The organism is Mycobacterium canetti CIPT 140010059 (assembly GCF_000253375.1).
GTDB lineage: Bacteria > Actinomycetota > Actinomycetes > Mycobacteriales > Mycobacteriaceae > Mycobacterium > Mycobacterium tuberculosis.
The window spans coordinates 3,662,873-3,683,898 of sequence record NC_015848.1 but is presented as its reverse complement, the minus strand read 5'-3'; the positions used below and the strand labels follow the sequence as shown (position 1 = coordinate 3,683,898).

The following is a 21,026-nucleotide window of genomic DNA, read 5'->3' as shown; positions in this document are numbered from 1 at the left end:
ATGATCTTCGGCTCGCGCCGACGCATTCGGGGTCGCCGGGGTCGCTCTGGCCCGATGACACGGGGCCTCAGTGCGTTGAGTCGAGCCGTAGCTGTCGCGTGGCGCCGATCGCTGCAGCTGCGGGTCGTGGCGCTGACCCTTGGACTGTCGCTGGCCGTCATCCTGGCGCTTGGCTTTGTGCTGACCAGCCAGGTCACCAATCGTGTCCTCGACATCAAGGTCAGGGCGGCGATCGACCAGATCGAGCGGGCACGCACCACCGTCAGCGGGATCGTCAACGGTGAGGAGACGCGCTCACTGGACAGTAGCCTGCAGCTTGCGCGCAACACTCTGACGTCGAAAACCGACCCCGCTTCGGGGGCTGGCCTCGCCGGTGCGTTCGATGCGGTGCTGATGGTGCCGGGTGATGGGCCGCGCGCTGCCTCTACTGCCGGACCCGTCGATCAGGTGCCCAACGCGCTGCGCGGCTTCGTCAAGGCCGGGCAGGCCGCCTACCAGTACGCCACGGTGCAGACCGAAGGTTTCTCCGGGCCGGCCCTGATCATCGGGACTCCGACGTTGTCGCGGGTGGCCAACCTGGAGCTATACCTGATCTTTCCGCTGGCGAGCGAGCAAGCCACGATCACGCTGGTGCGTGGCACGATGGCCACCGGCGGCCTGGTACTGCTAGTCCTGCTCGCCGGCATTGCGCTGCTGGTGTCGCGTCAGGTGGTGGTGCCGGTGCGGTCGGCGTCGCGGATCGCCGAACGTTTCGCCGAGGGACATCTGTCCGAACGCATGCCGGTGCGCGGCGAGGACGACATGGCCAGGCTGGCGGTGTCGTTCAACGACATGGCCGAGAGCCTGTCCCGACAGATCGCCCAGCTGGAGGAGTTCGGCAACCTACAGCGCCGGTTCACCTCCGACGTCAGCCACGAACTGCGTACGCCGCTGACCACGGTGCGGATGGCGGCCGACTTGATCTATGACCACAGCGCCGACCTCGACCCCACGCTGCGGCGGTCCACCGAGTTGATGGTTAGCGAGCTGGACCGATTCGAGACGTTGCTCAACGACCTGCTGGAGATCTCGCGGCATGACGCCGGGGTGGCCGAGTTGTCGGTTGAGGCGGTCGACTTGCGCACAACGGTCAACAACGCGCTCGGCAATGTGGGCCACCTGGCCGAGGAGGCCGGTATCGAGTTGCTGGTGGATCTGCCCGCCGAGCAGGTGATCGCGGAGGTCGATGCGCGTCGGGTAGAACGGATCCTGCGCAATCTGATTGCCAATGCCATCGACCACGCCGAACACAAACCGGTGCGGATCCGGATGGCCGCCGACGAAGACACGGTCGCCGTCACCGTGCGTGACTACGGGGTTGGGCTGCGGCCTGGTGAGGAGAAGCTGGTGTTTAGCCGGTTCTGGCGCTCGGATCCCTCACGGGTACGTCGGTCCGGCGGCACCGGGCTGGGTTTGGCGATCAGCGTCGAGGATGCCCGATTGCACCAGGGTCGGCTTGAGGCGTGGGGCGAACCCGGCGAGGGCGCCTGCTTCCGGCTGACGCTTCCGCTGGTGCGCGGCCACAAGGTCACCACCAGCCCGCTGCCCATGAAACCGATCCCGCAGCCCGTTCTGCAACCGGTCGCGCAACCGAATCCGCAACCGATGCCACCGGAATACAAGGAACGTCAGCGCCCACGTGAGCACGCGGAGTGGAGCGGTTGATGCGGCTGACAATTTTGTTGTTCCTTGGTGCAGTGCTGGCCGGCTGTGCCAGTGTGCCCAGCACGTCGGCCCCGCAAGCCATCGGAACCGTCGAACGTCCGGTGCCGTCGAATCTGCCCAAACCGAGCCCGGGTATGGATCCCGACGTGCTGTTACGCGAGTTCCTCAAGGCCACAGCCGACCCGGCCAACCGGCACCTGGCGGCGCGTCAGTTCCTCACCGAATCGGCTTCCAACGCCTGGGACGACGCCGGCAGCGCGTTGTTGATCGACCACGTGGTGTTCGTCGAAACCCGAAGCGCCGAGAAGGTTTCGGTGACCATGCGGGCAGACATTCTCGGCTCGCTCTCGGATGTGGGGGTGTTTGAGACCGCCGAGGGTCAACTGCCGGATCCGGGCCCGATCGAGTTGGTCAAGACGTCCGGTGGTTGGCGCATCGATCGCCTACCCAACGGGGTTTTCCTGGACTGGCAGCAGTTCCAAGAAACGTACAAGCGCAACACCCTGTACTTCGCCGACCCCACCGGCAAGACCGTGGTTCCCGATCCGCGCTACGTCGCGGTGTCCGACCGCGACCAGCTGGCCACGGAGCTCGTCTCCAAACTGCTGGCGGGTCCACGCCCGGAGATGGCGCGCACGGTGCGTAATCTGCTCGCTCCGCCGCTACGACTGCGCGGGCCGGTGACTCGGGCCGACGGCGGAAAGAGCGGAATCGGCCGCGGGTACGGCGGCGCGCGAGTCGACATGGAGAAGCTGTCCACCACCGATCCGCACAGCAGGCAATTACTTGCCGCACAGATCATCTGGACCTTGGCCAGGGCCGACATCAGGGGGCCGTACGTGATCAACGCCGACGGCGCCCCGCTGGAAGACAGGTTTGCCGAGGGGTGGACCACTTCCGATGTCGCGGCCACCGACCCGGGGGTGGCCGACGGTGCCGCCGCGGGGTTGCACGCCTTGGTGAACGGATCACTGGTGGCGATGGACGCACAGCGAGTCACCCCCGTGCCCGGGGCCTTCGGACGGATGCCGGAGCAGACGGCGGCCGCCGTATCACGCAGCGGGCGTCAGGTGGCCTCGGTGGTGACGCTGGGGCGCGGGGCTCCGGATGAGGCGGCGTCTTTGTGGGTCGGCGACCTCGGCGGCGAGGCGGTGCAGTCCGCCGACGGGCACAGCCTGTCGCGGCCCAGCTGGTCGCTGGACGACGCGGTCTGGGTGGTGGTCGATACCAACGTCGTGCTGCGAGCGATACAGGACCCGGCATCGGGGCAACCCGCGCGGATTCCGGTGGATTCGACCGCGGTGGCCAGCCGCTTCCCGGGGGCGATCAACGATCTTCAACTGTCCCGTGACGGGACGCGCGCCGCGATGGTGATCGGTGGGCAGGTGATCCTCGCCGGCGTCGAGCAGACCCAGGCTGGCCAGTTCGCCCTGACCTACCCTCGGCGGCTGGGTTTCGGGCTGGGTTCCTCGGTGGTGTCGTTGTCCTGGCGAACCGGTGACGACATCGTGGTGACACGCACCGACGCCGCCCATCCGGTGTCTTATGTAAACCTCGACGGGGTGAACTCCGACGCGCCGTCCCGCGGGTTGCAAACTCCACTGACGGCGATCGCGGCCAACCCGTCGACTGTGTATGTCGCCGGCCCGCAAGGGGTGTTGATGTACTCGGCGTCTGTCGAAAGCCGACCAGGCTGGGCGGACGTACCGGGGCTGATGGTGCCGGGGGCGGCGCCGGTATTGCCCGGATGAGTGCTGTGCCTGCGTTTTTCGCGACCTGAGCACACCGGCTACCCTCGCAGTGAGGAGGCGCTTGTTGATGTCGCCAAGAGTTCCCCGGCTGCGTTGGGATGATCCCTTCCGTGCCTTGGACATGCTGGCCTCGCTGTGGTCGTCGACCGGGATGTCGCTGGTCAGCGCGGGAGCCGCCCAGGCAGTTGCGGCGCCCTACCGGACGTTGTTCACCACCTTGCAGCAGCTGCTCATCGGCAAGGAAGTCACGGTTCGGATTGGGGACCATGACGTGGTGCTGACCGTCACCGAGCTGGACTCGGCACTGGAACCGCAGGGGCTGGCCGTCGGCCAGCTGGGCGAGGTTCGGGTGGCCGCTCGCGGCATCAGCTGGGATCAGCATCATTTGCACAGCGCCGTTGCCGTCCTGCGCAACGTGCACATCCGCCCGGGTGTGCCGCCGCTGGTGATCGCCGCTCCCGTCGAGTTGTCGTCCGCCCTGCGACCGAGATTTTCGATGATGTGCTCCGTCAAGCGACGCCGCAGCTGCGCGGTGAGTTGTCCGAGAGCGGAGCGGCCCGGCTGCGCTGGGCGCGCCGGCCCGACTGGGGAGGTCTTGAGGTCGACGTCGACGTGGCGGGCACAACCTCCCAGACGACACTGTGGCTGCGACCGCGCACCGTGATCACCGGACAACGGCGGTGGACACTGCCGGCACGGACACCGGCCTACCGAGTGCCACTGCCTGAGCTGCCGCATGGGCTGCGCATCACCGACGTCAGCCTCGCAGCCGATTGTTTGCAGCTCTCTGCGTTGCTTCCGGAGTGGCGAACGGAGCTGCCGCTGCGTTATCTGGAAAGCGTGATTACCCAATTGAGTCAGGGTGCGCTCAGCTTTGTCTGGCCGCCGCTGCGCAGCGGCGCCGATTGACAGCACTGCTGTCACCGGTGACCGCGACACTTGGTGTGTGCTTGACCTCGTCCTGCCGCTGGAATGCGGTGGCTGCGGTGCGCCGGCGACCCGCTGGTGTGCCGCCTGTGCCGCCGAGCTGTCGGTGGCTGCCGGTGAACCGCACGTGGTGAGTCCTCGTGTTGACCCACAGGTGCCGGTGTTCGCGCTCGGCCGCTACGCGGGCGTGCGTCGTCAGGCGATCCTCGCTATGAAAGAGCACGGCCGTCGCGACCTCGTCGCGCCACTGGCGTGCGCGCTGATTGTCGGTGTCGACCACCTGTTGTCCTGGGGCATGCTCGAAAACCCGCTGACGATGGTGCCTGCGCCGACGAGACGGTGGGCGGCGCGACGGCGTGGGGGTGACCCCGTCAGCCGGATGGCGCGGATTGCGGGTGCCACCCTTGGGCGCCACCATGACGTCACCGTCGTCCCGGCGCTGCGGATGCGAGCGCTGGCCCGGGACTCGGTAGGTCTTGGGGCGTCCGCGCGCGAGCGCAACATCACGGGTCGGGTGCTGTTGCGGGGCCAGCGGCCGCGCAACGAAGTCGTGCTCGTCGACGACATCATCACCACCGGGGCGACGGCGCGCGAGTCGGTCCGGGTCTTGCAGGCCGCCGGTGTGCGGGTGGGTGCCGTGTTGGCGGTCGCGGCCGCGTGAGGATCTGCCTGAGCCGGTGCAGTTGCCAAGACAACGTGAAGAACTCGAAACAGGTCGGTCAATTTGGTGGCACGGTGAGCCGAACACGGGCTAACGTCGAGATCAACCTTTAACGACTCACGCTCGCGCTTCCCAGGTTGAATCAGCATCCCGCGATAGGAGGTGAGCAATCGACATCTTGCTCCGGCGGGCAGCCTGCGGCGGTAACTTCTCCAACCGCTCCCACCCCGTCGGCGCGTCTCCCCGAAGGCCAGGCACGCAGGGCGCGTGTGACGTGGAAAGAGAAACGAGTTGTCACGTATGTCAAGGCTAGCCGTGGATTCAGGTCAGGTTCTGGCCGAACCGAAATCAAACGCTGAGATCGTGTTCAAGGGCCGTAATGTCGAGATCCCCGACCACTTCCGCATCTACGTTTCGCAGAAACTCGCCCGCTTGGAGCGGTTCGACCGGACCATCTACCTGTTCGACGTCGAACTCGACCACGAACGTAATCGCCGCCAGCGCAAGTCCTGTCAGCGCGTGGAGATCACCGCGCGTGGGCGAGGTCCGGTGGTGCGAGGTGAGGCCTGCGCCGACAGCTTCTATGCCGCGCTTGAATCAGCGGTCGTCAAACTGGAGAGCCGGCTGCGCCGCGGTAAGGATCGCCGCAAGGTGCACTACGGCGACAAAACCCCGGTTTCGCTGGCCGAGGCGACCGCGGTGGTGCCAGCGCCGGAGAACGGCTTCAACACCAGACCAGCCGAGGCACACGATCACGACGGTGCCGTCGTCGAGCGGGAGCCTGGGCGGATCGTTCGCACCAAAGAACACCCGGCCAAGCCGATGTCGGTCGATGACGCGCTCTACCAGATGGAGCTGGTTGGACACGACTTCTTCTTGTTCTACGACAAGGACACCGAACGGCCGTCGGTGGTCTACCGCCGGCACGCCTACGACTACGGCTTGATCCGTCTGGCGTGATCGGCGGCGCGCGCCGCGTCGTCACCTACCATGGGAGTCGCCTTATCTAAAGACTCCTACACATGCGGGGACATAGCTGTGCTGTCGAAGTTGCTGCGCCTTGGCGAAGGTCGCATGGTCAAGCGCCTCAAGAAGGTGGCCGACTATGTCGGCACTTTGTCCGACGATGTCGAGAAACTCACCGACGCCGAGCTGAGGGCGAAAACCGACGAGTTCAAGCGGCGGCTGGCCGACCAGAAAAACCCAGAAACCCTCGACGACCTGTTGCCCGAGGCCTTCGCCGTGGCCCGCGAGGCCGCCTGGCGGGTGCTGGACCAGCGGCCGTTCGACGTGCAGGTGATGGGTGCGGCCGCCCTGCACCTGGGCAACGTTGCCGAGATGAAGACCGGTGAAGGCAAGACCCTGACCTGTGTGTTGCCCGCTTACCTCAATGCGCTGGCCGGCAACGGCGTGCACATCGTCACCGTCAACGACTACCTGGCTAAACGCGACAGTGAGTGGATGGGCCGCGTGCACCGCTTCCTCGGGCTTCAGGTCGGGGTGATTTTGGCCACCATGACACCCGATGAACGCCGGGTGGCCTATAACGCCGACATCACCTACGGCACCAATAACGAGTTTGGGTTCGACTACCTGCGCGACAACATGGCGCACTCACTGGATGATCTGGTGCAGCGCGGGCACCATTACGCCATTGTCGACGAGGTCGATTCCATCCTGATCGACGAGGCCCGCACCCCGCTGATCATCTCCGGTCCCGCCGACGGCGCCTCCAACTGGTACACCGAGTTCGCCCGGTTGGCGCCGCTGATGGAAAAGGACGTCCACTACGAGGTCGATCTACGCAAACGCACCGTCGGCGTGCACGAGAAGGGTGTGGAATTCGTCGAAGACCAGCTCGGCATCGACAACCTGTACGAGGCCGCCAACTCGCCGTTGGTCAGCTATCTCAACAACGCGCTGAAGGCCAAAGAGCTGTTCAGCCGCGACAAGGACTACATCGTCCGCGATGGTGAGGTGCTCATCGTCGACGAGTTCACCGGCCGGGTGCTGATCGGCCGCCGCTACAACGAGGGCATGCACCAGGCCATCGAGGCCAAGGAGCACGTCGAGATCAAGGCCGAGAACCAGACGCTGGCCACCATCACGCTGCAGAACTACTTCCGGCTCTACGACAAGCTCGCCGGCATGACCGGCACCGCCCAGACGGAGGCGGCCGAGCTGCACGAGATCTACAAGCTGGGCGTGGTCAGCATCCCGACCAACATGCCGATGATCCGTGAAGACCAGTCCGACCTGATCTACAAGACCGAGGAGGCCAAGTACATCGCGGTGGTCGACGACGTCGCCGAGCGCTACGCGAAGGGACAGCCGGTGCTGATCGGCACCACCAGCGTGGAGCGCTCGGAGTATCTGTCGCGGCAGTTCACCAAGCGGCGCATCCCGCACAATGTGCTCAACGCCAAGTACCACGAGCAAGAGGCGACCATCATCGCGGTGGCGGGCCGCCGCGGCGGCGTCACCGTCGCCACCAACATGGCCGGTCGCGGCACCGACATTGTGCTGGGCGGCAACGTCGACTTTCTCACCGATCAGCGGCTGCGCGAACGCGGCCTGGATCCGGTGGAGACGCCCGAGGAGTACGAGGCGGCCTGGCACTCCGAACTGCCCATCGTCAAAGAGGAAGCCAGCAAGGAGGCCAAGGAAGTAATCGAGGCCGGCGGCCTGTACGTGCTGGGCACCGAGCGCCACGAGTCGCGGCGGATCGACAACCAGTTGCGTGGCCGGTCCGGCCGCCAGGGGGACCCCGGGGAGTCGCGCTTCTATTTGTCGCTGGGTGACGAGCTGATGCGCCGCTTCAATGGCGCGGCCTTGGAGACCTTGTTGACCAGGCTGAACCTGCCCGACGACGTGCCGATCGAAGCCAAGATGGTCACCCGGGCCATCAAGAGCGCCCAGACCCAGGTCGAGCAGCAGAACTTTGAGGTCCGCAAGAACGTCCTCAAATACGACGAGGTGATGAACCAGCAGCGCAAGGTCATCTACGCCGAGCGCCGGCGCATCCTCGAAGGCGAAAACCTCAAGGACCAGGCGCTGGACATGGTCCGCGATGTCATCACCGCCTACGTCGACGGCGCGACCGGCGAAGGCTATGCCGAAGATTGGGATCTGGACGCGTTGTGGACGGCACTCAAAACCCTCTATCCGGTGGGGATCACCGCCGACTCGCTGACCCGCAAGGACCACGAATTCGAGCGCGACGATCTCACCCGCGAGGAGTTGCTGGAGGCACTACTCAAGGACGCCGAACGTGCCTATGCCGCACGGGAAGCCGAACTCGAGGAAATCGCCGGCGAGGGTGCGATGCGCCAGCTGGAACGCAACGTGCTGCTCAACGTCATAGACCGTAAGTGGCGTGAACACCTCTACGAGATGGACTACCTCAAGGAGGGTATCGGGCTGCGCGCGATGGCGCAGCGCGATCCGTTGGTCGAGTACCAGCGTGAGGGCTACGACATGTTCATGGCCATGCTCGACGGCATGAAAGAGGAATCGGTCGGCTTCCTGTTCAACGTCACCGTGGAGGCGGTCCCCGCCCCGCCGGTTGCCCCGGCTGCCGAACCCGCAGAGCTTGCCGAATTCGCCGCCGCGGCCGCAGCCGCCGCGCAGCAACGCAGCGCGGTCGATGGTGGCGCGCGCGAAAGAGCTCCAAGTGCATTACGCGCCAAGGGTGTTGCCAGCGAGTCGCCCGCTTTGACCTATTCCGGTCCCGCGGAGGATGGCTCGGCTCAGGTGCAGCGCAACGGCGGTGGAGCCCACAAGACGCCGGCCGGAGTGCCGGCCGGTGCTAGCCGGCGCGAGCGGCGCGAAGCCGCCCGCCGACAAGGCCGCGGCGCCAAGCCGCCGAAATCGGTCAAGAAGCGTTAGCGCGTAGGTTGCAGATGGGTGTATCGGTTTCTCAGTTCCCAGAAGTCACTTCCCGGCACACCCCGCGCCCCGGCGCGCATGCACATTTCGTTGCACGGCGGCAAGGGGTTCGCTAATCTCGCTTTCCTGGCGTTTCTCGACTCGACAATCGTCAACATCGCGTTCCCGGATATCCAGCGTTCCTTCCCGTCCTACGACATCGGGAGCCTGTCCTGGATTCTGAACGGCTATAACATCGTCTTCGCCGCCTTCATGGTTGCGGCCGGCAGGTTGGCCGATTTGCTGGGCCGCAGATGGACATTCCTGTCCGGTGTGCTGGTGTTCACCATTGCGTCCGGGCTGTGCGCCGTCGCCGGCAGTGTCGAGCAGTTGGTGGCGTTCCGGGTGCTGCAGGGCATCGGGGCTGCGATACTCGTGCCTGCTTCGCTCGCACTGGTCGTTGAGGGCTTCGACGCGGCGCGCCGCGCGCACGCTATCGGCCTGTGGGGTGCGGCGGCAGCGATCGCGGCTGGCCTGGGCCCGCCGATCGGCGGGCTCCTCGTGGAGTGGGCCGGCTGGCGGTGGGTGTTACTGGTCAATGTTCCGCTGGGCATCGTCGCGGCGATCGCCACCAAGCGCATGCTCGTCGAGAGCCGCGCCTCGGGCCGGCGCCGCATGCCTGACTTGCGCGGTGCGCTGCTGCTTGCGGTAACGCTCGGGTTGGTTACCCTCGGTTTGGTCAAGGGGCCGGACTGGGGTTGGTTGAGCGTGGCCACCGTCGGTTCGTTCCTGGCCAGCGTCCTGACCTCGGTTGGGTTCGTGCACAGCTCGCGGTCGCACCCCGCGCCGCTGGTCGAGCCGGCGCTGTTGCGTAGCCGGTCGTTTGTGGCGGGCAACCTGCTCACGCTGGTCGCCGCAGCGGGTTTTTACTGCTATGGCCTTACCCATGTGCTTTACCTCAACTATGTGTGGCACTACTCGCTGCTGAAGGCGGGTTTCGCGATCGCGCCCGCTGCGGTGGTGGCTGCCGTGGTGGCGGCGGCGCTCGGTCGGGTTGCCGATCGGCATGGGCATCGCGTCATCGTCCTCGTTGGTGCGCTGGTCTGGGCCGGCAGCCTGGTGTGGTATTTGCAGCGTGTCGGGTCCGAGCCGGATTTCCTCCGCGTGTGGCTGCCGGGCCAACTGCTGCAGGGCATCGGTGTCGGCGCGACGTTGCCGGTGTTGAGCAGTGCAGCGCTGGCCGAGGTCGCCAAGGGCGGCAGCTATGCCACCTCGTCGGCGGTCGTTAGCACCACTCGCCAGCTCGGTGCGGTGCTCGGTGTCGCGGTGCTGGTGATCTTGATCGGTAAGCCGGAGCACGGTGCTGCCGAGGAGGCGTTGCGGCGCGGATGGGCTATGGCTGCCATCTGTTTCATCGCGGTGGCTGTCGCGGCCGCGGTGCTGGGTAGAACCAACCGCAACCCCGTCCAGATGCCGGCGCCGGAGCCCGCGATCGCGCCGCGGTTTGAGCCACCGATTCCCCAGCCGGCGGCCGCGCCGATTGAGCATTGGGCGGCCGGTGACGCCGATCCGCTGGGGAATCTGCCGCTATTTGCCGGCCTGGACGCGGCCACCTTGGCACAGCTCGGGGAGCACGTTGAGGACGTCGAGTTGGAGGCGGGTTGCTATCTCTTCCACGAAGGTGACCCATCCGATTCGCTTTACGTGATCCGCACGGGCCGCGTGCAGGTGCTGCAGGACAGCATCGTTCTCAAAGAACTGGGTCGCGGGGAGGTTCTCGGGGAGCTTGGGCTACTTATTGACGCGCCCCGGTCCGCGACGGTCCGGGCGTTGCGCGACACCAAGCTAGTGCGGCTCACCAAGGCACAGTTCGACGAGATCGCCGACCATGGTGCGCTGGCGGCGTTGGTAAAGGTGCTGGCAACGCGGCTGCGCGAGGCACCGCCACCGGCGACTGACTCGACGTCGCCTGAGGTGGTCGTTTCGGTGATCGGAGTGAGCGGCGACGCGCCCGTGCCGGCAGTGGCCGCTGGCCTGCTTACCGTGCTGTCGGCGCGGTTGCGTGCGGTTGACCCCGGCCGGGTCGACCGCGACGGCCTTGATCGCGCGGAGCGAGTCGCCGACAAGGTAGTGCTACATGCCGCGGTCGAGGATGCCGGCTGGCGGGACTTCTGCCTGCGCGTCGCCGACCGGATCGTGCTGGTCGCGGGAGATCCCAACCCACAAGCCGCGCGGCTGCCGGCGCGTGCGCAGGGCGCCGACCTCGTGCTGGCCGGTCCGGCCGCCAGCCGGGAGCACCGGCGTCAGTGGGAGGAATTGATCACGCCGCGATCGGTTCATGTGGTTCATTACCGACGCATCTTGGAAGACGTACGCCCGCTCGCCGCACGCATCGCCGGCCGCTCGATCGGCCTAGTCCTCGGCGGCGGTGGCGCGCGCGGCTTTGCACACCTCGGGGTGCTTGACGAGCTAGAGCGGGTCGGGGTCACCGTCGACCGGTTCGCCGGCACCAGCATGGGGGCGGTTATTGCGGTGTTCGGAGCGTGCGGTATGGACGCGGCAACTGCGGACGCCTACGCATACGAGTACTTCATTCGGCACAATCCGCTCAGTGACTACGCGTTTCCGGTCAGTAAACCCGGCCCGCTGCGCTGGCCACCGTTGTGGCGGGAAAATGGCGTGGCGTTCGTCCGGCACGCCGACATGTCTGTGATGTCGTCCGAGCTCGTGGTGTCAGTATGGCGTTGGGAGCCACCGACAGGAACTGTCGATTGTTGCGTTGAGCACGCGGACCAGATTCTTTAGGCCCTGTGGTTCCTCCGGACGGACGCGCAGTGTTGGAAGTTGTTGCGTCTGGAGGTATTTGATGGAACTGCTGCACGAGCGGTGCGCCGGGCTCGATATCGGCAAGAAGGACCTGAAGGCATGCGTGCGCACGCCAAGCCCCAAGGGCAGACGGTCGCGGAGCCAGGAGATCCGCACCTACGTCACCACCACCAACGCGTTGCTGGAGCTACGGGACTGGCTGATCGCCGAACGGGTCAGCCTGGTGGTGATGGAGGCCACTGGCGATTACTGGCGCGCCGCGTTCTACCTGCTCGAAGGCGACTTGAACGTGGTGCTGGTCAACGCCGCGCATGCCAAGGGCCTGCCCGGGCGCAAAAGCGATGTTTGCGATGCCGCGTGGTTATGTCAACTGGGTGAGTGCGGGCTGCTACGCGCCTCGTTCGTGCCGCCCGAGCCGATCCGCCAGCTCCGAGACCTGACCCGCTACCGGACAACACTCCTCGCCGAACGCACCCGGGAGGCGCAACGGTTGGAGAAGGAACTCGAAGACGCCGGGATCAAGCTGTCCAGTGTGGCCACCGACATTCTCGGGGTGTCTGGGCGGGCGATGCTGGCCGCGCTGATCGACGGCGAACGCGACCCGGCGGTGCTCGCCGAGATGGCCAAGGCCCGGATGCGCCCCAAGATTCCCCAACTGGTGCAGGCGTTGACCGGCAACTTCGGTGAGCACCACGCCTTCCTATGCCGGCTACATCTGCAGCGCATCGACCAGCTCACTGCGGCCATCGGGGAACTCTCGGCGCGGATCGAAGAGCAGATGCGCCCTTTCGCCCGCCAGCTTGAGCGCCTGGCGACGATCCCCGGCGTGGGTCAGTCGGTGGCCGAGGTCATCGTCGCCGAAACCGGCGCCGACATGACTCGCTTTCGCACCGCCGCGCATCTGGCGTCTTGGGCCGGGGTGTGCCCAGGGCAGCACGAATCGGCCGGCAAGCGCCGCTCCGGTAAGACTCGCCACGGCAACCGGTGGCTCGTTGGCGCGTTGGGCACCGCCGCGATGGCTGCGGTCCGCACCAAAGACACCACCTACCTCGGGGCGCGCTACCAGCGCCTGGCGCACCGACTGGGTAAGAAGAAAGCCCTTGTCGCAATAGAGCACTCGATCCTGATCGCGGTGTGGCACATGCTCACCGACGACGTCGACTACGCCGATCTCGGCGGTGACTACTTCGCACGACTGGATCCTGAACTGGCCATGCGCCGCATCGTCCGTCAAGCTAACGCGCTCGGGTTCACCGTTCGCTTCGACCCGATCCAGGCCGCCTAAGCACCCACCCGACCGGGCATACCGCGACCACGACCAAATCACCCCGGGAGCCGCGACTCACCCTTCATTTTCGGACCAGGGGGCTAGTCCGTGGTCGACGGACGCTGACCCTGTTAGAAGCAGCGTTCGGGGACCGACTGGTCGAGGAGCTGCCAAAGGAGTTCCGTTGCGTTAGCGTCGATTTGCTTGCCCGCCGACCGGTCGTACACCGCCGAGGCCGACTCGTCGATGTCATTGGGTGTTCCCTTCGGCTGCCGGGCATTTATCCGCCCCAGGTCTACAACGGTCGACTGCATGTGGATGGCGGTGTGTTAGACAACCTTCCGGTCTCGACCCTGGCAAGTCCTGATGGCCCATTGATCGCGGTGAGCATCGGCTTAGGTGGTGGCGGGCCGGGCTCGGCTCGACAGGACGGCTCGCCAAACGTGCCAGGAATCGGCGACACCTTGATGCGCACGATGACAATCGGCAGCCAGCGTGGGGCGGATGCCGCTCTCAGTCTTGCGCAGGTCGTTATCAGACCCGACACCGGTGCTGTTGGGCTGCTGGAGTTTCACCAGATCGACGCCGCCCGCGAGGCGGGACGCGTTGCGGCCCGCGAGGCCATGCCGCACATCATGGCACTGTTGAATCGCTGATTGGCGCCAATCGGGGCGAACGGCCCCAGCTGCACACTCCTGCGGAGCAGAATCAGGATATGAAGCGTTATTTGACGATTACCTACGGGGCCGCGAGCTATCTGGTATTCCTGGTTGCCTTCGGGTATGCGATCGGTTTCGTCGGCGACGTAGTGGTGCCACGAACCGTGGATCACGCGATCGCGGCGCCCATCGGCCAGGCGGTCGTGGTCAACGTGGTGCTGCTGGGCGTGTTCGCCGTCCAACACAGCGTGATGGCACGACAGGGTTTCAAACGCTGGTGGACTCGATTCGTGCCGCCCTCGATCGAGCGCAGCACCTATGTATTGCTGGCCAGCGTTGCGCTGTTGTTGCTGTACTGGCAATGGCGAACGATGCCGGCGGTCGTCTGGGACGTGCGGCAGCCGGCTGGCCGGGTGGCGTTGTGGGCGTTGTTCTGGCTCGGGTGGGCCACGGTGTTGATGTCGACTTTCATGATCAATCATTTCGAGTTGTTCGGCCTACGGCAGGTGTATTTGGCTTGGCGCGGAAAGCCGTACACCGAGATCGGTTTTCAGGCTCATCTGCTCTACCGGTGGGTGCGCCACCCGATCATGCTCGGATTCGTCGTCGCGTTCTGGGCGACGCCCATGATGACGGCGGGGCACTTGCTTTTCGCGATCGGCGCGACGGGCTACATCTTGGTCGCGTTGCAGTTCGAAGAGCGCGACCTACTCGCGGCGCTGGGCGACCAATACCGCGATTACCGCCGCGAGGTGTCGATGTTGTTGCCGTGGCCGCACCGGCATACCTGAGTCAACGAGATTGCCCGTACCGCTTCTATCTTGGCCGCATTTCGTCAAGGATTGACTCCTATGGACGTCAAGGAGGTGCTGCTGCCGGGGGTGGGCCTGCGATACGAGTTCACCAGCTATCGCGGTGACCGGATCGGCATCGTTGCCAGGCGCAGTGGCGGTTTCGACGTCGTCCTGTATGGCCGCGATGATCCGGACGAAGCCCGACCGGTTTTGCGGCTCACCGATGAAGAGGCCGAGGCGGTGGCTCAGATTCTGGGTGCGCCGAGGATCGCCGAGCGATTTACCGAGCTGACGCGTGAGGTGCCCGGGCTTAAGGCCGGTCAGATTCACATCCGGGCGGGTAGCTTGTTTGTGGACCGGCCGCTGGGTGATACCCGTGCGCGCACCCGTACCGGCGCGTCGATTGTGGCGATCGTGCGTGACGAGGATGTGTTGGCCTCGCCGGGCCCGACTGATGTGCTGCGAGCCGGAGATGTCCTCATCGTGATCGGCACCGAGGACGGGATCGCCGGGGTCGAACAGATCGTCGAAAAGGGCTGAACCGGTGGAGGTTTCGAGGGCGCTGTTGTTTGAGCTCGGCGTCCTGTTGGCGGTGCTTGCGGTGTTGGGTGCAGTGGCACGACGATTCGCGTTGTCGCCGATTCCGGTGTATTTGTTGGCGGGTTTGTCGTTAGGCAATGGCGGCATCTTGGGGGTGGCCGCCGCCGGTGAGTTCATCGCTACCGGTGCGCCCATCGGTGTCGTGTTGTTGCTTTTGGCCCTGGGTCTGGAGTTTTCTGCGACCGAGTTCGCCAGCAGTCTGCGCCACCACCTGCCGTCGGCGGGTGTCGATATCGTCCTCAACGCCACGCCCGGTGCGGTGGCGGGCTGGCTTTTGGGGTTGGACGGTGTTGCCATCCTCGGTCTGGCCGGGGTCACCTACATTTCCTCCTCGGGTGTGATCGCGCGGCTCTTGGAGGACCTGCGTCGGCTCGGCAACCGGGAAACGCCGGCTGTGCTGTCGGTGCTGGTGCTCGAAGACTTCGCGATGGCGGCCTACTTGCCGCTGTTCGCGGTTCTCGCGACAGACGGCAGCTGGCTGGAAGCGGTCGTGGGCATGGCGGTGGCGATCGCCGCTTTACTTGGGGCGTTCGCGGCGTCGTATCGTTGGGGTCATCATGTCGGCCGGTTGGTGACTCATCCTGATTCCGAACAATTGTTGTTGCGGGTGCTGGGCATCACCTTGATCGTGGCGGCGGTGGCCGAGTCGCTGCACGCGTCGGCGGCTGTGGGTGCGTTTCTGGTAGGCCTCACGCTTACCGGGGAGACCGCAGACCGGGCACGCATGGTGCTGACTCCGCTGCGTGACTTGTTCGCCACCATCTTCTTCCTGGGAATCGGCCTGTCGGTTGACCCGGGAAAGCTCGTTTCGATGCTTCCGGTAGCGCTGGCCCTGGCCGCTGTCACCGCGGCGACCAAGGTGGCCACCGGGATGTTCGCTGCCCGGCGGGAGGGAGTGGCACGGCGTGGGCAGCTGCGTGCTGGCACCGCGCTCGTTGCCCGGGGGGAGTTTTCTTTGATCATCATCGGGCTGGCCGGTGCCTCGATCCCGGGGGTTGCCGCCTTGGCCACGGCGTATGTGTTCGTCATGGCGATCGTCGGTCCGATACTGGCCCGCTACACCGGCGGTGGGCTGCCGGCCGCCGCAGTAGCGTCGAACTAGGGCGTGGGCCGGCGATCTCACCCGATGTGCAGGGCGACCATCAGCCATCGGGTTTCGTTACCGGCGGGCCGTTGTTCCACCCGGCAGGCGATCGCATGGATCCGGTCCCCGCGACTGTAGGTGCCGAAGACCTCGGCGGCGGTGTCCGCGGTGTCGGGTCCGGCCGGTGTCAGCCGGATGCGGCGCAGCATGGCCGCGCCTTGTTGGTATCCGGCCGCCGTGCGGCTCACCGCGAGCACGGAGTCGACGAGGCCGGGTGCCAGCAGGGGGCGCAGCTGGCCCACCGGGCGGCGGCGGTCGATGACCTCCAGCACTCGGCGTAGCGCGGCATCGGCGAAGGTCCCCGCTTGACGCAGCCGCGGTGACTTGGCCGTGGAGGTGACCGCTGCCGGTGCCCGGCCGCTCGGCCTGATTGGTTGTCGGCGAGCTAGCTGCGGGGTGTGCGGCCGCCGGGCTGCGTGCGATGATTGCCCGCACGGCGGGATGTTTCGCGGCGGTGGCTCGTACTCGACCACGGGTGTGACGGCGAAGGTGTCGCCGGGTGAGTTCGCGATAGGACTGATGGTCAAGGGGCACCCTCCAGCATCATCGATCGAACGAGGAGCCTGCTGGAGAGTGGCAGACGAGTGTTGCGCAGCGGTTTGGTTGCTGGCCATCATCGCACAATGCGGGCTTGCGTGTACCCGCGCCGTGAAGTGGTCGGGCTAACCGTTAGCGTGGGCGACGACGTGACTCGTCGCGACGAATTGACAAGGAGGACAGGGCCGTAGTGGTCACCCGGTTGTCTGCATCGGACGCCTCCTTCTATCAGCTGGAGAACACAGCCACCCCAATGTATGTCGGGTTGCTGTTGATCCTGCGCCGTCCGCGTGCCGGATTGAGCTACGAGACACTGCTGGAAACCGTCGAACAGCGGCTGCCGCAGATACCGCGCTATCGTCAGAAAGTCCAGGAAGTGAAATTGGGCCTGGCCAGGCCGGTGTGGATCGACGATCGCGACTTCGACATCACCTACCACGTCCGGCGGTCGGCCCTGCCGTCGCCGGGTAGTGACGAGCAACTGCACGAGCTGATCGCACGGCTGGCCGCTCGGCCGCTGGACAAGTCGCGGCCATTGTGGGAGATGTATCTTGTCGAGGGTCTGGAAAAGAATCGCATTGCCCTCTACACCAAGTCGCACCAAGCCCTGATCAACGGGGTGACCGCGCTGGCGATAGGCCACGTGATCGCCGACCGGACGCGTCGTCCACCGGCGTTTCCGGAAGACATCTGGGTCCCGGAACGGGACCCCGGCACCACGCGCTTGCTGCTGCGCGCGGTCGGGGACTGGCTGGTGCGGCCGGGCGCACAGCTACAGGCCGTCGGATCCGCGGTCGCCGGGTTGGTAACGAATTCCGGCCAACTCGTCGAGACGGGCCGCAAGGTTCTCGATATCGCCCGCACGGTGGCACGGGGCACCGCGCCCAGTAGCCCGCTCAATGCCACCGTGTCGCGTAATCGGCGATTTACGGTTGCCCGTGCAAGTCTTGATGACTATCGCACGGTGCGGGCTCGCTACGACTGTGACGTCCACGACGTGGTGCTGACGGTGATTGCCGGTGCCTTGGGCAACTGGCTGATGTCACGCGGTGAAGCTGTGGCACCGACCGCGACCGTTCGGGCGATGGCGCCGCTGTCGGTCTATGCCGACGACCAACTCGACTCAACCGGCCCTGGTCAGGCGATCAGCCAGGTGACACCGTTCTTGGTTGACCTCCCGGTGGGGGAGGGCAATGCCGTAGTGCGGTTGTCGCAGATCGCGCACGCCACCGAATCCAACCCGACCGCCGCCAGCCTGGTCGATGCCAGGACCATCGTCACGTTGTCGGGGTTAGCACCGGCCACTTTGCACGCCATGGGGGTGCGGGTCGCCACTAGCTTTTCGGCACGGTTGTTCAATCTGTTGATCACCAATGCCCCCGGAACCCAGTCGCAGATGTACATTGCGGGTACCAAGCTGCTGGAGACCTACTCCGTGCCGCCGCTACTGCACAACCAGGCGCTGGCCATCAGCGTGACGTCGTATAACGGGATGTTGTATTTCGGCATCAATGCCGACCGCGACGCGATGAGCGATGTCGATCTGCTGCCGGGGCTGTTGAGCCAAGCACTGGACGAGCTTCTGGAGGCTTCGCGGTAGTTGTTAGGGGTCGATGGTGATGTGTGGATATACCATCCGTTGATGTGAGCACCGCGACCAACGACGGCGCGTCGTCGAGAGCGAAGGGACACAGATCAGCTGCGCCGGGCCGGCGCAAGATCTCCGATGCCGTCTACCAAGCCGAATTGTTTCGGCTGCAAACAGAATTCGTGAAGCTGCAAGAGTGGGCCCGGCATTCGGGTGCGCGTCTGGTGGTCATCTTCGAAGGCCGTGACGGAGCTGGTAAGGGTGGCGCCATCAAACGGATCACCGAGTACCTCAACCCGCGAGTGGCTCGTATCGCGGCATTGCCCGCGCCGACGGATCGCGAGCGGGGTCAGTGGTACTACCAGCGTTATATTGCCCATCTTCCCGCCAAAGGGGAGATAGTGCTCTTCGATCGGTCCTGGTACAACCGCGCAGGCGTGGAGAAGGTCATGGGTTTCTGTACGCCGCAGGAGTATGTGTTGTTTTTGCGGCAGACCCCGATTTTCGAGCAGATGCTGATCGATGACGGGATTCTGCTTCGCAAATACTGGTTTTCAGTCTCCGACGCCGAACAGTTGCGCCGATTCAAGGCTCGACGGAATGACCCGGTCCGGCAATGGAAGCTCAGCCCAATGGACCTGGAATCGGTGTATCGGTGGGAGGACTATTCGCGCGCAAAGGACGAGATGATGGTGCATACCGACACCCCCGTCAGCCCCTGGTACGTGGTGGAGTCTGATATCAAAAAGCACGCGCGGCTGAACATGATGGCCCACTTGCTGTCCACGATTGACTACACCGATGTGGAAAAGCCAAAGGTCAAGCTGCCGACACGGCCGCTTGTGAGCGGCAACTACAGGCGTCCGCCCCGCGAGTTGTCGACATGCGTCGACGACTATGTGGCCACGTTGATCGCCCGGTGACGCAGGTCTACATCCCGGCCACCCTGGCCATGTTGCAGCGACTCGTTGCCGATGGCGCGTTGTGGCCGGTCAACGGCACTGCTTTTGCTGTGACGCCGACGCTGCGTGAGTCGTACGCCGAGGGTGACGACGAGGAGCTCGCCGAGGTGGCGCTGCGCGAAGCGGCGTTGGCGTCGTTGCGTCTGCTAGCGGCGGACATCGGCGCCACCGCAGACGCCCTGCCGCCCAGACGCGCGGTGCTGGCCGCCGAGGTCGACGATGCCACGTACCGTCCCGATCTTGATGACGCGGTCGTCAAGCTGGCGGGGCCAATCACGATCGATCAGGTTGTGGCCGCATATGTCGACAATGCCGGCGCTGAGCCGGCCGTGATGGCGGCGATTGCGGTCATCGATGCCGCTGACCTGGGCGACGAGGACGCTGAGCTGGTGGTCGGTGACGCCCAGGACCACGATCTCGCCTGGTACGCCAACCAAGAGCTGCCATTTCTGCTGGACCTGCTCTGACGATGCCGTGGGTGTGACGCAGTCTGCGCGTCCGGGCCTAGATACGGAACCGTAGGTTACGGTACCGTAGCTTTGTTGGGCGGAAGCTTAAGGCCGAGCAGGAGCTTCCTATGAGTAAGAAACACACGGCGCTTAACGCCAGCATCATCGACACCAGGCGCCCCACCGTCGCCGGAGCCGACCGGCATCCGGGCTGGCATGCGCTGCGCAAGCTTGCCGCGCGCATCACGACGCCATTGTTGCCCGACGACTACCTTCACCTGGCAAATCCGCTGTGGTCCGCGCGGGAATTGCGGGGTCGCATCCTAGGGGTCCGCCGGGAGACGGAAGACTCCGCGACCCTGTTCATCAAACCGGGCTGGGGCTTCAGTTTCGACTACCAGCCGGGCCAATACATCGGGATCGGGCTGCTGGTCGACGGTCGCTGGCGCTGGCGGTCGTATTCGCTGACGTCGAGTCCGGCGGCATCCGGGTCCGCGCGCATGGTGACCGTCACGGTGAAGGCGATGCCCGAGGGCTTCCTGTCCACCCACTTGGTGGCCGGGGTAAAGCCAGGGACCATCGTGCGGCTGGCCGCGCCCCAGGGCAATTTCGTATTACCGGATCCGGCGCCCCCGTCGATTCTGTTTTTGACTGCCGGGTCGGGGATTACGCCGGTAATGTCGATGCTTCGAACGCTGGTGCGCCGCAACCAAATCACCGACGTAGCGCACCTGCATTCGGCGCCCACTGCAGCTGACGTGATGTTCGGTGCCGAGCTGGCTGCACTGGCGGCCGACCATCCCGGTTATCGGTTGTCGGTGCGCGAGACGCGCGCCCAGGGCCGGCTGGACCTGACCCGGATCGGTCAGCAGGTGCCGGACTGGCGTGAACGCCAGACCTGGGCGTGCGGGCCGGAGGGCGTGCTCAACCAGGCCGACAAGGTCTGGTCATCGGCGGGTGTCAGCGACCGACTGCACCTGGAGCGGTTCGCAGTGTCCAAAACGGCGCCCGCTGGAGCGGGCGGGACCGTCACGTTCGCCCGAAGTGGCAAGAGCGTAGCCGCCGATGCTGCCACGTCGTTGATGGACGCCGGTGAGGGCGCCGGCGTGCAGCTACCCTTCGGCTGCCGGATGGGCATCTGCCAGTCGTGTGTGGTCGACCTGGTGGCAGGCCATGTCCGGGATCTGCGCACGGGCCAGCAGCATGAACCCGGAACCCGGGTCCAGACCTGCGTGTCGGCCGCCTCGGGTGATTGCGTGCTGGACATCTAGTGTTACTCATAGGTAACCT

At 65.5% G+C, this 21,026-nt stretch carries 14 protein-coding genes and 3 pseudogenes; 16 read left to right on the top strand and 1 reads right to left on the bottom strand.

Annotated elements, in window-relative coordinates; translation table 11 throughout:
* The 12 genes and pseudogenes from mtrB to MCAN_RS17120 all read left to right on the top strand — a co-directional run bounded on the left by mtrB (position 1) and on the right by MCAN_RS17120 (position 16,158).
* Positions 1-1,704, top strand: a complete 1,704-nt coding sequence (mtrB, locus tag MCAN_RS17175; protein ID WP_003416988.1) for a two-component system sensor histidine kinase MtrB — start codon at positions 1-3, stop codon at positions 1,702-1,704.
* Complete coding sequence (lpqB, locus tag MCAN_RS17170) at positions 1,704-3,455, top strand: MtrAB system accessory lipoprotein LpqB (RefSeq protein WP_003416969.1); 1,752 nt, start codon at positions 1,704-1,706, stop codon at positions 3,453-3,455. Before mtrB ends, lpqB begins: the two co-directional genes overlap by 1 nt.
* 67 nt (positions 3,456-3,522) lie before the next feature.
* Positions 3,523-4,364, top strand: a pseudogene (locus MCAN_RS17165) (hypothetical protein).
* Positions 4,365-4,401: 37 nt separating this feature from the next.
* Entirely contained in the window at positions 4,402-5,043 is a 642-nt protein-coding gene (locus MCAN_RS17160; protein WP_003416963.1) for a ComF family protein, read from the top strand.
* A 315-nt stretch (positions 5,044-5,358) separates the two neighbouring features.
* Positions 5,359-6,003 carry a ribosome hibernation-promoting factor, HPF/YfiA family gene (hpf, locus tag MCAN_RS17155; RefSeq protein WP_003416957.1) on the top strand — a complete coding sequence of 215 codons (645 nt, stop codon included), beginning with the start codon at positions 5,359-5,361 and terminating at the stop codon, positions 6,001-6,003.
* A 78-nt stretch (positions 6,004-6,081) separates the two neighbouring features.
* The gene (secA, locus tag MCAN_RS17150) at positions 6,082-8,931 is read left to right on the top strand and encodes a preprotein translocase subunit SecA (RefSeq protein ID WP_003901576.1); all 2,850 of its coding nucleotides are present in this window, start codon (positions 6,082-6,084) and stop codon (positions 8,929-8,931) included.
* 78 nt (positions 8,932-9,009) lie between these two features.
* Positions 9,010-11,541, top strand: a pseudogene (locus MCAN_RS17145) (MFS transporter); the annotation flags it as partial.
* A 235-nt stretch (positions 11,542-11,776) separates the two neighbouring features.
* Entirely contained in the window at positions 11,777-13,021 is a 1,245-nt protein-coding gene (locus MCAN_RS17140) for an IS110 family RNA-guided transposase (protein WP_014000200.1), read from the top strand.
* A 68-nt stretch (positions 13,022-13,089) separates the two neighbouring features.
* Positions 13,090-13,659, top strand: a pseudogene (locus tag MCAN_RS17135) (patatin-like phospholipase family protein); the annotation flags it as partial.
* A 59-nt stretch (positions 13,660-13,718) separates the two neighbouring features.
* Positions 13,719-14,453 carry a methanethiol S-methyltransferase gene (mddA, locus tag MCAN_RS17130; RefSeq protein WP_014001639.1) on the top strand — a complete coding sequence of 245 codons (735 nt, stop codon included), beginning with the start codon at positions 13,719-13,721 and terminating at the stop codon, positions 14,451-14,453.
* A 60-nt stretch (positions 14,454-14,513) separates the two neighbouring features.
* Positions 14,514-14,996: a cation:proton antiporter regulatory subunit gene (locus MCAN_RS17125; RefSeq protein ID WP_003899982.1), complete on the top strand. Its 483-nt coding sequence runs from the start codon at positions 14,514-14,516 to the stop codon at positions 14,994-14,996.
* Positions 14,997-15,000: 4 nt separating this feature from the next.
* Positions 15,001-16,158: a cation:proton antiporter gene (locus tag MCAN_RS17120; protein WP_014001638.1), complete on the top strand. Its 1,158-nt coding sequence runs from the start codon at positions 15,001-15,003 to the stop codon at positions 16,156-16,158.
* 17 nt (positions 16,159-16,175) lie between these two features.
* Here MCAN_RS17120 and MCAN_RS17115 read toward each other — a convergent pair whose 3' ends face one another.
* Complete coding sequence (locus MCAN_RS17115; RefSeq protein ID WP_015288482.1) at positions 16,176-16,727, bottom strand: Rv3235 family protein; 552 nt, start codon at positions 16,725-16,727, stop codon at positions 16,176-16,178.
* A 200-nt stretch (positions 16,728-16,927) separates the two neighbouring features.
* On the opposite strand from MCAN_RS17115, the gene MCAN_RS23200 reads away from it, so the two are divergent.
* From MCAN_RS23200 to MCAN_RS17095, 4 genes are all read left to right on the top strand, one after another.
* Entirely contained in the window at positions 16,928-18,337 is a 1,410-nt protein-coding gene (locus MCAN_RS23200; RefSeq protein WP_014001636.1) for a WS/DGAT/MGAT family O-acyltransferase, read from the top strand.
* Between the two features lie 44 nt (positions 18,338-18,381).
* Complete coding sequence (gene ppk2, locus MCAN_RS17105) at positions 18,382-19,248, top strand: polyphosphate kinase 2 (RefSeq protein WP_041180145.1); 867 nt, start codon at positions 18,382-18,384, stop codon at positions 19,246-19,248.
* The gene (locus tag MCAN_RS17100; RefSeq protein WP_014001634.1) at positions 19,245-19,754 is read left to right on the top strand and encodes a DUF6912 family protein; all 510 of its coding nucleotides are present in this window, start codon (positions 19,245-19,247) and stop codon (positions 19,752-19,754) included. Before ppk2 ends, MCAN_RS17100 begins: the two co-directional genes overlap by 4 nt.
* Positions 19,755-19,864: 110 nt before the next feature.
* On the top strand, positions 19,865-21,007 hold the full coding sequence (locus MCAN_RS17095) for an NADPH oxidoreductase (RefSeq protein WP_014001633.1): 1,143 nt from the start codon (positions 19,865-19,867) through the stop codon (positions 21,005-21,007).
* The last annotated feature ends 19 nt before the right edge of the window (positions 21,008-21,026 follow it).